Annotated in this window: 11 protein-coding genes; 8 read left to right on the top strand and 3 right to left on the bottom strand. The window is 73.1% G+C overall.

Going from position 1 to position 14,001, the window contains the following annotated elements; translation table 11 throughout:
• Position 1 precedes the first annotated feature (1 nt).
• From QSK36_RS26285 to QSK36_RS26255, 7 genes are read left to right on the top strand one after another with little or no spacing between them, the layout of a single operon-like run.
• Positions 2–1,018 carry an ABC transporter permease gene (locus tag QSK36_RS26285; RefSeq protein WP_139579232.1) on the top strand — a complete coding sequence of 339 codons (1,017 nt, stop codon included), beginning with the start codon at positions 2–4 and terminating at the stop codon, positions 1,016–1,018.
• Positions 1,015–1,872: an ABC transporter permease gene (locus QSK36_RS26280; protein ID WP_182900052.1), complete on the top strand. Its 858-nt coding sequence runs from the start codon at positions 1,015–1,017 to the stop codon at positions 1,870–1,872. The genes QSK36_RS26285 and QSK36_RS26280 overlap by 4 nt, the downstream gene beginning before the upstream one ends.
• Entirely contained in the window at positions 1,869–2,660 is a 792-nt protein-coding gene (locus QSK36_RS26275) for an ATP-binding cassette domain-containing protein (protein ID WP_285784235.1), read from the top strand. Before QSK36_RS26280 ends, QSK36_RS26275 begins: the two co-directional genes overlap by 4 nt.
• A complete protein-coding gene (locus QSK36_RS26270; protein ID WP_183542337.1) occupies positions 2,657–3,640 on the top strand; it encodes an ABC transporter ATP-binding protein in 984 nt (327 codons plus the stop codon). The genes QSK36_RS26275 and QSK36_RS26270 overlap by 4 nt, the downstream gene beginning before the upstream one ends.
• Positions 3,624–5,105, top strand: a complete 1,482-nt coding sequence (locus QSK36_RS26265; RefSeq protein ID WP_285784234.1) for a helix-turn-helix domain-containing protein — start codon at positions 3,624–3,626, stop codon at positions 5,103–5,105. The genes QSK36_RS26270 and QSK36_RS26265 overlap by 17 nt, the downstream gene beginning before the upstream one ends.
• Before the next feature lie 43 nt (positions 5,106–5,148).
• A complete protein-coding gene (locus QSK36_RS26260; protein ID WP_285784233.1) occupies positions 5,149–7,161 on the top strand; it encodes a hydantoinase/oxoprolinase family protein in 2,013 nt (670 codons plus the stop codon).
• Positions 7,158–8,867, top strand: coding sequence for a hydantoinase B/oxoprolinase family protein (locus tag QSK36_RS26255; protein ID WP_285784232.1), 1,710 nt, complete (start codon positions 7,158–7,160; stop codon positions 8,865–8,867). Before QSK36_RS26260 ends, QSK36_RS26255 begins: the two co-directional genes overlap by 4 nt.
• Before the next feature lie 24 nt (positions 8,868–8,891).
• Here QSK36_RS26255 and QSK36_RS26250 read toward each other — a convergent pair whose 3' ends face one another.
• Together QSK36_RS26250 and QSK36_RS26245 are read right to left on the bottom strand one after the other, a co-directional pair.
• Positions 8,892–9,263 carry a DUF742 domain-containing protein gene (locus QSK36_RS26250; protein WP_239109313.1) on the bottom strand — a complete coding sequence of 124 codons (372 nt, stop codon included), beginning with the start codon at positions 9,261–9,263 and terminating at the stop codon, positions 8,892–8,894.
• Positions 9,260–11,269: a sensor histidine kinase gene (locus QSK36_RS26245; RefSeq protein WP_285784231.1), complete on the bottom strand. Its 2,010-nt coding sequence runs from the start codon at positions 11,267–11,269 to the stop codon at positions 9,260–9,262. Before QSK36_RS26245 ends, QSK36_RS26250 begins: the two co-directional genes overlap by 4 nt.
• A 175-nt stretch (positions 11,270–11,444) precedes the next feature.
• Between QSK36_RS26245 and QSK36_RS26240 the strand changes: the two genes are divergently transcribed.
• Positions 11,445–13,040 (top strand): ABC transporter substrate-binding protein, encoded by a 1,596-nt coding sequence (locus tag QSK36_RS26240; protein WP_139579224.1) that lies wholly within the window; start codon positions 11,445–11,447, stop codon positions 13,038–13,040.
• A 5-nt stretch (positions 13,041–13,045) separates the two neighbouring features.
• Here the strand turns inward: QSK36_RS26240 and QSK36_RS26235 are convergent, their stop codons facing one another.
• Positions 13,046–13,441, bottom strand: coding sequence for a hypothetical protein (locus tag QSK36_RS26235; RefSeq protein WP_183542310.1), 396 nt, complete (start codon positions 13,439–13,441; stop codon positions 13,046–13,048).
• Between the last annotated feature and the right edge of the window lie 560 nt (positions 13,442–14,001).

Here is a 14,001-nt window from a genome sequence, read left to right as displayed (position 1 = left end):
CATGCCGAGGTATCTGATCCGCCGGCTCGGCCAGGCCGTCCTGGTCGTGGCCGGCGTGATCGTCCTCACGTTCGCCGTCATGCGCCTGGTGCCCGGCGACCCGGCCGTGGCGTACGCCGGGCCGAAGGCGACGGCGGCCGAGCTCGCCGAGGCCCGGCGGCGGTTCGGCCTGGACGACCCGCTGCCGGTGCAGTTGTGGAACTACGTGCGCGACCTGCTGGGCGGTGACTGGGGGACCAGCCTGCACACCCGGCAGCCCGTGCGCGACGACCTCTTCCAGGCGTTCCCCGCCTCCCTGGAACTCGTGGGTGCGGCGCTGATCATCGCGCTGGTCGTGGGAATCCCGCTGGGGATCGCCGCCGCCCGCTACAAGGGCCGCCTGCCCGACCTGTCGGTGCGGCTGTCGTCGATGCTGGCCGTGTCGGTGCCGGTGTTCTGGCTGGCGCTGGCCCTGCAGACGGTCTTCGCCAGCGGGCTCGGCTGGTTCCCCGTCGCGGGGGAGTACGACGCGTCGCTCGACCGGACCAGCCCCCTGCACCTCTACACCAACATCACGGCCGTGGACGCGCTGATCACCGGCAACTGGCCGATCCTCACGAGCACGCTGTCGCACCTGGTGCTGCCCGCCCTGGTGATCGCGGCGTACCCGGCCGGGGTGGTGGCCCAGATGACCAGGGCCGCCCTCATCGAGGAGTCGTCGCGCGATCACGCCCGGCTGGAGCGCGCGCTCGGCTTCGGCGAGACCGCGGTGCTCACCCGGTTCGCCCTGCGGCCCGCGCTGAACCCGGTGCTGTCGCTGATCGCGCTCGTCTTCGCGTACTCGATCGTGAACGGCTTCCTCGTGGAGGCCGTGTTCAACTGGCCGGGCCTCGGACGGTACGCCGCCGACTCGATCCGCTCGCTCGACACCCCCGCCATCGCCGGGGTCACGCTGCTGGTCGCCGTGCTGTACGTCGTCGCCAACCTCGCCGTGGACCTCCTCCAGGGCGTGGTCGACCCGAGGGTGAGGGCGCGATGACGGCTCCGGCCCTGACCGCGTTCCGCCGTACGCCGCTGCGGCGCCTGGCGGGGGTGGACCGCCTCGCGGTGGCGGGGGCCGTGCTGCTGGGCATCGTCGTCCTGGCGGCGCTGCTCGCGCCGTGGATCGCCCCCTACCCGGAGGACGGCGGCTCGGCCACGCATCCCCTGGAGGCGCTGCTGCCGCCGAGCGGCGCCCACTGGTTCGGCACCGACCAGGTCGGCCGCGACGTGCTCAGCCGGGTCCTGTTCGGCGCCCGCACCTCGTTGCTGATCGCCGTCGCGGTGCTGGCCGTCAGCGGCGTCGCCGGCGTCGTCCTGGGAGTGGTCGCCGGGTACGCCGGCGGCTGGGCCCGCGACGTGATCATGCGGGTGACCGACGTCTTCCTCGCCTTCCCCGCGCTGCTGCTGTCGCTGGCGCTCGCCGTGGTGCTCCAGCCGAGCGTGACCACCGTGATCGTGGCGATCGCGGTCACCTGGTGGCCGTGGTACGCCCGGCTCACGGCGTCGGTCGCCGCGTCCGTGGCCACCCGGGGGTTCGTCGACTCCGCGCGCTGCCTGGGCGTGCCCGCCCCGCTCATCGTGCTGCGGCACGTGCTGCCGAACTCGCTCACGCCGGTGCTGGTGCAGCTGTCGCTGGACGGCGGCGGGGTCATCCTCACCGCCGCCGCGCTGTCGTACCTCGGGCTGGGCGCCCACGAGCCGACCTCGGAGTGGGGGCTGATGGTCCAGCAGGGCCAGTCGCTGTTCACCACCGACTGGTGGGTGGTGACCTTCCCCGGCCTCGCCATCCTGGTCACCGCGTTCTCGTTCAACGTGCTCGGCGAGGGACTGAGGGCGAGGCTGTCGCGATGACTTTGATCAGCGTGAAGGACCTCGTCGTGCGGATCGGCGACCGGGTGATCGCGTCGGTGCCCGAACTCGACGTGGCCGCGGGGGAGTGCGTGGCGATCGTCGGCGAGAGCGGATCGGGCAAGACGACCACCCTGCTCAGCACGCTCGGCCTCGTCCACGGCGCGGACGTCTCCGGCCGGATCACGGTCGGCGACGTGGACGTCCTCACGGCGAGCCCGGCGCGGCTGCGGGAGATCCGCGGCTCGCGGGCCGCCCTGGTGATGCAGAGCCCGCAGGCCGCGCTCAACCCCACCATGCGCCTGGGCACGCTCATGCGCCGCGCGCTCGCCCGGCACGGCGTCAAGGGCGCGGACGCGCGGGAGCGGGCCGAGGAGGGCGTCCGCGCGGTGCTGCTCGACCCGGAGATCCTGCGCCGCTACCCCCACCAGGTGTCCGGCGGCCAGGCCCAGCGGTTCGCCATCGCGCTGGCCCTCGCGCTCGGCGCGCAGGTCGTGCTGGCCGACGAGCCGACCAGCGCGCTGGACGTGACCGTGCAGGCCGAGGTGGTCGGGGTGCTGCGCCGGCTGCGTGACGAGCGCGGCCTCGCCGTGCTGCTGGTCTCCCACGACCTCGCGCTGGTCTCCACGATCGCCGACCGGGTCGTGGTGATGCGTGACGGCGCCGTGGTGGAGAGCGGGTCCGCCGCCGAGGTGTTCGCCCGGCCGGGCGACCCCTACACCCGCGAGCTGATCGCCGCGGTGCCCGCGCTACCAGAACCCGCCGACTTCGACGAGGGGGAGGGCCCATGACGCTGCTCGCCGCCGAGGGGGTCACCCTCGCGTACGGCGCGACGGCGGTGGTCCACGACGTGAGCCTCGCCGTGGACGAGGGCGGGGTGGGCCTGATCGGGGAGAGCGGCTCGGGCAAGACCACGCTCGCCCGCGCCCTGCTCGGCCTCATGCGCCCCCGCTCCGGCGTCGTCCGGTACGGCACCGGCGACCTGGCCGGGCTCGGCAGGGCCGGCCGGGCCGAGTTCCGCCGGGCCGTGCAGCCGGTCTTCCAGGACGGCAGCGAGGCCCTCGACCCCCGCATGACGGCGGGGGCGTCGATCACCGAGGCCCTGACCACCCACCACCGCATGTCCGGGGCCGAGCGGCGGGACCGGGTCGCCGCGCTCCTCGCCGACGTGGGGCTCGACCCCGCGCTCGCCGCCCGCAGGCCGCACGAGATGTCCGGCGGCCAGCGGCAGCGGGTGGCCATCGCCCGCGCCCTGGCCGTGGAGCCTCGGCTGCTGGTGCTCGACGAGCCCACCAGCGCGCTCGACGTCACCGTGCAGGCCAGGATCCTCGACCTGCTGGAGAGGCTGGCCGCCGAACACGGGCTCGGCTACCTGCTCATCACGCACAACCTCGGCGTCGTGGGGCGGCTGTGCCGTACGTCGTCGGTGCTGTTCGCCGGGCGGGTCGTCGAGTCCGGCCCGACCGGGGAACTGCTCACCCGGCCGGCCCACCCGTACACCCGGGCGCTGCGCGACGCGGTGCCGCGCCTGGGCGGCGAGCCGCCGCGCGCCGCCGGGCGGACAGAGGCGGCCGCGGCGGCGACGGGGTGCCCGTTCCGGCTGCGCTGCCCTCTCGCGGTGGACCGCTGCCGGGAGGAGACGCCGCAGGCGCGTGAGGTCGAGGGGCGTAAGGTGGCATGTCACCGTGCGGAGGAGGTGCTGCACACCCCGGGCTCCTCGGCTCCGCGCGTCCCCCACGGAGGTGAGACCCCCGATGCGCCGCGTCAGTGACCTGCTCAGGACGCCCGCGGGCCGCAGGCTGACGCTCGTCGCCGGGCCCTGGGACGCCCGGGAGGTCGGCAGCGTCGTCCTCGTCGACGAGATGCGCGAACTGGCCGCGGCGGCCCCCGGCGCGCTGGCGATCCTGTCCCGCCACGCCATGCGGTCGTGCGACGTGCTCGACGCGCTGCGCCTGGCCGGACGCGGCGGCCTGGCCGGGATCGTGCTGCCCGGCCCCTCGGGCACCACGCCGGAGACGGTCGAGCTGGCCAGGCGGGAGCGGGTCGCGCTGCTCGCCGGCGCCTCCGACCACTCGCTGTCGGACACCGTGCTCGGCCTCAGCGCGGCCGTACGCGCCGACCCCGGGCTGCTGCTGCGCCGTACGCGCGAGGCGATCGACGGCATCGGCGCGATGGAGGGCGCGGGCGAGGACGACATCCTGCGCGCGGCGTCCGCCTCTGTCGGGGTCGCGTACATGGTCGCCGACCTGGCCGACCCTGCGGCCAACGCGACCGTGATCCGGGTCGGCGGCCGGCCGGACGGCTACGTGTGCTGGGAGGGCGAGGACCCGGCGGCGGCGATCGTGGCCCAGGTCGTCGCGACCACGCTCGGCCGGGTGCGGGCGGCCGCGCGAGAGGCGGAGGCGGCTCGCGAGCGGGCGCTGCTGGCCCTGCTCGGCGCCAAGGACACCCGGACCGCCGCCCGCCGCGCCCGGCACGAGGGCGTGCCGGTGGACGGCTGGCACGTGGCGGTCTTCCTACGCGACCCCGGCGGCGAGGCGGCCCCAGGGTCGGCGGATCCGGTGCTCCGCGAGGCGCGCGGGACCGCCGCCGCGCTGCCCGGCGCACTGGGACTCGGCGACGGGAGACTTGGCGATACGGGCCTCGGCGGGACGGCCGAGCTGTCCGCGCCGCCGCTGGTCACCCGGTGGCAGGACGGCGTGCTCGTGCTCCTCACCGCCGACGAGCGGACGACTCTCGGCGCCGGCCTGCCGCACCCGCCGGTCGTGGGGGCAGGAAGCTTGGGGGCCGGGGTCGGCACCTGCCAGGCGGGACCGGACGGGCTGCGCCGTACGGCGTCGCAGGCGCGGGCGGCCGCCGCACGCGCCGCGGCCGGGGAGGTCGTCAGGTTCGACCGGCTCGGGGTCCACGCGTTGCTCGCGGAGTTGAGCGGCAGCGAGAGCGCGCTGGTGGCCGCCCGCGACATGCTCGCCCCGCTGGAACGCCTCGGGGCGCTCAGCGCCCACGCGGTGCCCACGCTGAAGGCCTACCTGGACAGCTGGGGCTCCCGCACCAGGGCGGCCGAGCTGCTCAGCCTGCATCCCAACGCGGTGGCCCACCGGATCAGGCGCATCGCCGAGGCGCTCGACGCCGACCTGTCCGACCCGCAGACCCGCTTCGCGCTCCAGCTCGCCTGCCACGTGGTGCTCGACCACGACTGTCTCCCGGGGACAACAACGCCGATCTCGTCGTCGTGAGGACACATCGACGGGGCGCGCGGCCGCATCTACGTTGCCAGGCATGACAACGGTCATCGGAGTGGACGTCGGCGGCACCTTCACCGACCTCGTCCTGCACGACGCCGCGACCGGCGAGATCAGGGTCGCCAAACAGCCCACCACGCCGTCCGCGCCGGAACGCGGGGTCCTCGCCGCGGTCGACGCGGCGGTGCCGGCGGACCTGCTCGCACGCTGCCGCCACTTCGTGCACGGCACCACCGTGGGCCTGAACGCGCTGCTCGAAAGGCGGGGCGCGACCGTCGGCCTGATCACCACGGCCGGGTTCCGCGACGTGCTGGAGATCCGCAGGGGCGACCGCGACGATCCCTACGACCTGTTCTGGACTCCGCCGCCGCCGCTCGTGCCCCGGCGGCTACGCCTGGAGGTGACCGAGCGGGTGGCCGCCGACGGCTCGGTCGTACGCGACCTGGAGCCGGAGGACGTGCGGCGGGCCGCCGAGGCCTTCGCGGCCGAGGGCGTGGACGCCGTCGCGATCGTGCTCGTCAACTCCTACGCCAACCCCGCGCACGAGGCACGCGCGGCCGAGCTGCTCAGGCAGGCCGGGTTCGCCGGGCCGGTCTCGCTGTCGCACGAGGTCTCAGGGGAGTACCGGGAGTACGAGCGCACCTGCACCACGGTCGTGGACGCCTTCGTCCGCCACCGCATGGGCCCCTACCTGCACAACCTCGACCGCGAGCTGCGGGCGAGGGGTTTCGCGGGCGAGCTGCTCGTGACCCGGTCCGGCGGCGGCGCACTGGCGCTGGCCGAGGCCGCGGCCCGGCCGTTCGAGACGATCCTGTCCGGCCCGGTGGCCGGGGCCGCCGCCACCGCCCGCCTGGCCGCCTCGCTCGGCCCCTCCCTCGGCATCGGCACGGCCGTCGCCGCCGACGTGGGCGGCACCAGCTTCGACACCGCGCTCATCGAGGACGGGCGGCTCCCGCTGCTCTACCAGGGTGAGGTCGTCGGCCTGCCGCTGCAGAGCCCCTGGGTGGACGTGCGGTCGGTGGGCGCCGGCGGCGGCTCCGTGGCGTACGCCGACGCGGGCGGCCTGCTGCGCGTCGGCCCGCGCAGCGCGGGCGCCGACCCCGGGCCCGCCTGTTACCAGCGCGGCGGGACCGAGCCCACGGTGACCGACGCCGCCCTGCACCTCGGCATGATCCCCCGCGGGCACATCTCCGGCGGCATCGAACTGTCCGAGGACGCGGCGGCCCGCGCGCTGGCGCCGCTCGCGGGCCCGACCGGCATCGACGGCGTGGACGCGGTCGCGGTGGGCGTGGTCAGGATCGCCGCCGCGCACATGGCCCAGGCCGTGCGCGGCGTGACGGTGGAGCGGGGCGTGGACCCGCGCGGCGCGGCCGTCGTCGCCTTCGGCGGCGCCGGGCCGGTGTTCGGCTGCCTGCTCGCCGACGAGCTCGACGTGGACACCGTGGTCGTGCCGCCCAACGCGGGCAACTTCTCCGCCGTCGGCCTGGTGCAGGCCGACATCGTGCGGTCGGCCGCCCGCACGATGGTGCGTCCTTTGGACGACGAGGCGCTGCCGCTGGTCGAGCGGGTGACGGAGACGCTGTTCGAGCGGCTCGCGCAGCCCGGAGCCGTACGCGAGGTGGACCTCGACCTGCGCCACCGGGGACAGGAGCACACGCTGACCATCCCGGTGCGGCTCGGGGAGGACGATCTGGCGGCGGTGTCCGCCCGGTTCTCCGAGGCGTACCACCGGTCCTTCGGCCACACCCTGCCCGACCCGCTGGAGATCGTCACGGTGCGGGCCACCGGCAGGGTGGTCCTCGACGCGGACCGCCCGATGGTGCCGGCCCCGCCGTCCGGCGAGGGCGGGCGGGGGACGACGCGGCTGTGGTCGTTCCGCCGGGGCGCCTGGACCGAGGCCCCGGTCGTACGGCGGGAGGACCTGGGCGGCGTGGCCGAGGGCCCGCTGCTGGTGGTGGAGCCGACCGCGACGACCTACGTGGACGCCGGATTCGCGGTGGAGGCGCACGAGAGCGGCTGTCTCATGATCACACGGAAGGACCGCCCATGACCATCGTCCGCACCCGATACGCGGAGGTCCACCCCGGGCTGGGCGACGGCGCCGACCCCGTCACCACCGAGATCATCCGGCAGGGCCTCAACGCGGCCGCCGACCAGATGAAGCAGTCGCTGATCCGCACCGCGTTCTCGCCGATCATCTACGAGGCGCTGGACTTCGCCGTCGCCTTCTACGACGCCGACATGTGCATGCTGGCGCAGGCCCCGACGCTGCCGGCGTTCATGGGCACCCTCGGCTTCTGCGTGCGGGAGGCCGTCGAGGGCGTCGGCGGTCCCGCCGCGCTCAGCCCCGGCGACGTGATCCTCTACAACGACCCGTACGGCACCGGCTCCCACCCCCAGGACGCGGCGATGGTGGTGCCGATCTTCCACGACGACACGCTGGTCGCGTACTCGGTCATCAAGGCCCACTGGCTCGACATCGGCGGCAAGGACCCCTACTGCACGGACACGGTCGACGTCCACCAGGAGGGCACGATCTTCCCCGGGGTCAAGCTGTACGACGCCGGGCGGCTGGTCAGCGACGTCTACCGGATGATCCTGGCCAACAGCCGGATGCCGGAGATGGTCATCGGGGACATCAACGCGATGGTGGCCGGGGCGCGGACCGGGGCGGAGGCCCTCGGCGCGCTGGTGCGGCGGCACGGCCTGGACACCTTCCGCCGCTGCGTCGCCCGCATGTACGCCCACGGCGAGGCGCTGGTGCGCGGCTGGTTCGAGCGCCTGCCCGACGGCGTCTACCAGGCGTCCAGCGTCATCGACTCCGACGGCGTGAACGGCACGCCGATTCCGTTCGGCGTCCGGGTCGCCGTGGACGGCTCGTCGGTGACCGTCGACCTGACCGACTGCCCCGACCAGGTCGGCGGGCCGGTCAACTGCCCGCTGCCGTCCACGGTGGCGGCCGTCCGGATCGCGGTGGCCTTCCTCGCGGGGGCCGGCGAGCAGCCCAACGAGGGCCACTTCCGCCCGCTGGAGTTGGTCACCCGGCTCGGCTCGCTGTTCCACCCCGTACGGCCGGCGCCCTGCTTCATGTACGGCATCCCCTCCGACCACGCCATCGAGCTGATCATCAGGGCGCTGGCCGAGGCCGTGCCCGAATCGGTGCCGGCCGCCAGCGGCGGGGACATCAACGCCCTGGTGTGGTGGGGCAACCGCGAGGCGACCGGCGAGCCGTGGGCCGACGGCGCGCCCCATCCGGTGGGCCAGGGCGCCTCACCGTCGGCCGACGGCGCGAGCGCGCTCATGTACATCTCGGAGTCGGCCACCCGCTTCACCCCGGCCGAGGTGTGGGAGGCGCGCAACCCCTGGCGGATCGAGCGGCTCGCCCTGGCCGAGGACTCCGGCGGACCCGGCCGCCACCGCGGCGGCCTGGGGCTCGACCTGTCCTTCCGCATCCTGGAGGACCAGTACCTCACCGCGGGCCTGGCCAGGACCGCGCTGGCGCCTTGGGGACTGGAGGGCGGCCTGCCCGGCCGGCCCAACCGGCTCACGGTGGAGTATCCCGACGGGCACGCCGAGGACTTCTCGCTGAAGACGCGGATCTTCCTGCCCAAGGGTGCGGTCGTGCACCTGCGCACCGGCTCGGGAGGCGGGTACGGCCCGCCCTCCGAGCGCGACCCCGAGGCCGTGCGCGCCGACCTGCGGGAGGGCTACATCACCCCTGAGCACGCCGCACGGCACTACCCGCACGCGCTCTGATCCGGCGCTCTCGACCGAGGAGGGTCACAGCGCGCGAAGACCGCTGATCACCTCGGTCAGGATGCCGGGGGTGGGGAAGCGCGCGACGTTGGCGGGTGGGCGCACCTGCACGAGACCCTGCTCGTGGAGGTCGCCCACCAGCACCCGTACGACGCCGAGCGGCAGGTCGATCGCCGCGGCGATGTCCGCCAGCGACGCCGGGCGGGCGCACAGGCTGAGGATCATCCACTGCTCGGGACCGAGGCTCACCGGCGTGGGCCCTCCGGTCGCGGTGACGATGGCGACGAGGTCGATCTCCTGGCTGGAGGGCCGCACGCGTCCGCGGGTCAGGGCGTAGGCCGGCACGATCGGGCCGGCCTCCTCGTCCAGCCACTGGTCCTGCATGCGTTCCGTCACTTTCGGTCCTCCTCGCCGGTGTTCTCGTTTTCCTGCGGCCCCCGTTGCAGCGAGGTGAGGATGATGTCCTCCGGTGTGACCTCTCCCGCGGCGAGACGGGCGAGATCGGGATCGTTGGGGCCAACCATGAGCACGGATGGGATCAGCACGATGGCGGTCGTTCCTCCGTAGGGCGAGGGCCGCAGGGTCACGCGGATGTCCCGCCGTGCGGCCAGGCGCGCGACGACGAACAGTCCCATGCGGTCGGTGTCCGCGATGTCGAACTCCGGCGGGTTGGCCAGACGCTCGTTCAGCTCGGCGAGCCGCTCCTTGGTCATGCCGAGCCCGCGGTCCTCGATCTCGACCGCGAAGCCCATGCCGACGAGTTCGCCGCGCACCGACACGGTGGTGTGCGGCGGCGAGAAGATCGTGGCGTTCTCGATCAGTTCGGCGATGAGGTGGATGACGTCGGCCACCGCGGCGCCGTCGAGCCCGTGGTCCTCCATCGGCGGCACGTTCACCCGGGCGTAGTCCTCCACCTCGGCCGCGGCCCCGCGTACGACGTCGTACATCGGGACGGGCTTGCGCCAAGCACGGCCGGGGGCGTTGCCCGACAGGATGATCAGGCCCTCGGCGTGGCGGCGCATGCGGGTCGTCAGGTGGTCGAGCCGGAACAGCTCCTCCAGCATGTCCGGGTCGGTCGCGTGGCGCTGCATGCCGTGCAGCTGGGTCCGCTGCCGGTGCAGCAGCGTCTGGCTGCGTCGCGCCAGGTTGAGGAAGACCTGGCTGACACCCCGCTGCAGGCGGGCCTGCCCGATGGCGGCCTCCACCGCGGTCTCCTGCACGGTCGAGAAGGCCCGGCCCACGTCCTGGATCTCGGCGGTCCCGCCCGCGGTCTGCAGCGGGGGCGCCTCGGCGGCCAGGTCGACGTCGTCGCCGCGCTTGAGCTTGACCAGCACGCCCGGCAGCCGCTTGTTCGCGAGGTCGAGCGCGGCCTGCCGCAGGTCGGCCAGCTCGCGGGCGAGGCGTCCGCCGACCCGCAGCGAGATCAGGATCGAGGCGATGACCGCGAGGAGGCCGAAGCCCCCGGCCAGCACGGCCCGCCGCAGGATCGAGTCGGCGATCGGCGCGGCGCGATCGGCGAGCAGGGCCGCCGCCTCGGTCTGCGCCTTCTGGAACGAGTCGGCCAGGTCGTCGGAGGTCGACTGCCACACCCGCTGCGTACGCGTCGAGAGCCTGGGGGCCTCGATGATCTGCTCTTCCTGCAGCCGCAGCCGCTGGTAGAGCGGAGTGGTGATCAGGTTGACGTGGAGCTGCCGCAGGCCGGCGTCCAGCTCGGGCAGCGCCTGGTCGATGAGGAACCGGCGGTTGCCCACGAGCTGGGTGAACAGCTTGCGTTCCTCGTCGGTGAGGCCGGACGTGCCGGCGGCCGCCTCCAGCGCCTGCTCCCGGGTCAGCAGCTCCTTGGCGTACCCGAGCGAGATCACCACGCGCGACTGCTGGTAGATCGGGATGTCGTCGATCAGCGCCAGGCTGTAGTGCATGCGGTAGATCGAGTCGCTGACCAGGTTGTAGGTCTCGATGGCACGCAGCCGCTCGGAGACCCCCTCGTCGACCTCCGCCCGGATCTCGTCGACCTGGCTGAGTCCCGCGAGCATCTCGTCGACCTGCGTACGCATGGCCGGAGTGGTGGCCGAGCGGGAGGCGTCGGACAGGGCCAGCGTGCGGAGCTTGTCCCTGGCCCTGTCCGTCCGCTGGCGCTGCAGGACCATGGCGTCGCGGCCGGCCGTCCGGTGCGAACCGAGGTATCGGGCCGTGGTCAGGCGTTCGGCCTGCAGGTCGACGATGAGGGAGTCGGCGGGCCGCCGGAGCGTGGACCACAGCGTGTTGTACGTACGCAGACTCAGGCTCTCGCCGATCGTGACGCCTGCGGTGACCGCCCACAGGGCGATCAGCGAGAAGAGCGGTACGAGCAGCAGGCCGATGAGCCGGGACCTGATCGGCCGGTCACGCCTGCGCGGACTCATGGCACCTCGCCCAGTGAGGGACAAGCCTCACATAAAACCTTTTTGCGACAGGGATAGAGACTAGCAGTGGGGTGGGTCGGATGAGGGCTCTGTGATCGATTAGCCGGAAATATCGTGTCTGATCGTGATCTTGCAGTAGCGTCGATCATGGTAGACACGGAAAGGACCCGCACGCATGCGCCGTTTACTCGTGCTGGGAGTGATGGCCGTGCTGGCCCTCGCGGGATGCGGCGGAGGTCAGGTCCCGGAGATCTCGGCCGCGAACCTTCCGTCGACGAAGGACTCGACCTTCGTCTACCTGTCCAATCTCGACATCGTCACCGATTGGGACCCCGCCAGCTCGTACTCCAACGAGATCATGGCGATGCAGAACATCTACGACTCGCTGACGACGTACAACCCCCGGACGCGCAGGGCCGCGCCGCGCCTGGCCGAGCGCTGGCAGGCCTCGTCCGACGGCAAGGTCTGGACGTTCACCCTGCGTTCCGGCATGACCTTCCACACCGGGCGGCCGGTGGACGGATCCGCGGTCAAGGCGTCCATCGAGCGCACCAAGCGGATAGGGGCCGGCGCGGCCTACATCTGGGACTCCGTCCAGCAGATCACGGTCAAGGACCCGCTCACCGTGGAGTTCCGGCTCAAGTACGCCGCCCCGCTCGACCTGATCGCCTCGTCCGACTACGCCGCGTACATCTACGACACCCAGGCGGCGGGCACGGGTGACCTCAAGAAGTGGTTCCAGGCCGGCCGGGACGCGGGCTCGGGGCCCTACACGGTGGCGAGCTGGAAGAAGGGCCGCGAGAAGGAACTGCTGTTGCGCGCCTTCGACGGCTACTGGGGCGGCTGGGAGGGCCCGCACTACCGGAACGCCGAGTTCCGCGTGACGCCCGACCTCGACAGGGCCTACCGGCTGCTGCTGCGCGGCGAGGCGAGCTACGTACGGCGGTTGAACCGGACCCTGTACCAGAAGGCTCGCACCACCGCCGGGGTGCGCACGCTGCAGGTGCCGTCGTTCCAGAACATGCTCGTGCTGTTCAACACCGCCTCGGGCCCGCTGGCGGACGTACGGCTGCGCAAGGCGGTGCAGAAGGCCGTCGACTACGACGGCCTGATCGCCGCGCTCAAGGGGGCGGGGGCGCCCGCCTCCGGTCTCGTCCCCGAGGGCCTGCTCGGGCACACCCCCGGCCTCACCCAGAAGCAGGACCCGGCCGGGGCCGCCGCGCTGCTGAACGAGGCGGGGTACGGCCCGGGCGGCAGGCCCCTGCGCCTGACACTGACGTACGCGCAGGGGGACGACGACGAGGAACTGCTCGTACGCAAGCTCAGGAGCGCGCTCGCCGAGCTGAACGTCCAGCTCGATGCGAAGGCGATGCAGTGGACCCAGCAGTGGGACCAGGGCAAGTCCGCCGACCCGGCCAAGCGCCAGGACATCCTCGTCATGTACTGGTGGCCCGACTACGCCGACGCGTACTCGTGGTTCCTCAACGTCTTCCACAGCGCGGAGCCGGTGTCCTTCAACCTCACCTACCTCAAGGACAGGGACGTCGACGCGAAGATCGACCGTCTGCCGTCACTGCTGACGAACGACCGTCCCGCCGCGGAGAGGGCGTACGCCGAACTCCAGAGGAAGCTCATCGAGGAGGAGGCCGTGGTGGCGGTGCCGTGGGTGTCCAACTACCAGCGGGCCTACCTGGGCAACGTCCAGGGGTACACCGACAACCCGGCCTACCCCAACGTCGTCTTCGTGCACGAGCTCATCCCCGGCGGCTGAGCCGCTCAGCCCCGCAGACTGCGGCTGACTCCGCCGCAGAGGGGGCCGCGGGCGGCGCGGGACCGCCGGGGTCCCGCGGGCTCGTCGAGGTGAGCGAGCATGGACTGCGCGGCCACGGCGTCCGACAAGATCCGCTGCGCCTGCTCACCGTCGGGAAGCTGCCCGTGCTCGGCCAGTTCGTGCTGGAGGAAGGTGAGCGGCACCGGGTGCCCGGCGCCGTCGGCCGCCACGGTGGCGCGAGCGGCGGTCAGCAGAGCGAGGTAGTGCGAGCGCAGGATCGCCTCGCGGGTTCGCAACTGCTCCAGATCGTCGAGCAGTGAGTGCGCGAGCTCGAGCAACTCGCTCGGCCGCGGCGGCTCGGCGGTGATGTGGGCACGGATGTCGTCGAACTCCGACCGCATGATGATGGCCACCTCCAGCGACGAAAGTCCGGGCGGCCGGGTTGGCGCCGTACGGGGACTTCCGCATCGTCTTCGTAGCGCGGGGCGATTGCGAGCGGCTTGACGTTCGGTTGCGTGGGACAACGACGGCCACTTGGAGCCGTCGCGGAACGCGAGGGCGACGGCCATGCGCGGCTGTCGTCCCTCACGTCGTGCCTCCCCGATCGTCCGTGCCCTGCCGGCTGATCGCCGCGGCGCTAAGTAGATGCCTGAGAGACGGATCTGGTTGTCCCCGCTTGCTCGCCCGTTTTGCCGCGTACGGGAGACGGGGCACGCTCCCGGCTCCTACCTGCGGGAATAGCCGCCATGGGCTGGTGTGTCGGACGACCGGACGTCCGGGCCGGGCCGGTCCCGGCGGGGAATAGCCCGCGCGGTGGGGGCGTTGTTCTCGAACCGGGTCATGGCGGTGCCGGACCCTGGTAATCTTGTGGTGTCGGCGCGGTTCGGCGCACTCCTCTTCGATCACTTCGGTGGTTGTCTTGTGTGTGCGAGGGCTGGTTGCCGGCGACTCCTCGTGCTTT

The sequence above is a fragment of the Microbispora sp. NBRC 16548 genome, assembly GCF_030268985.1.
Taxonomy (GTDB): domain Bacteria; phylum Actinomycetota; class Actinomycetes; order Streptosporangiales; family Streptosporangiaceae; genus Microbispora; species Microbispora catharanthi.
This window is presented reverse-complemented; position numbering and strand designations above follow the sequence as displayed.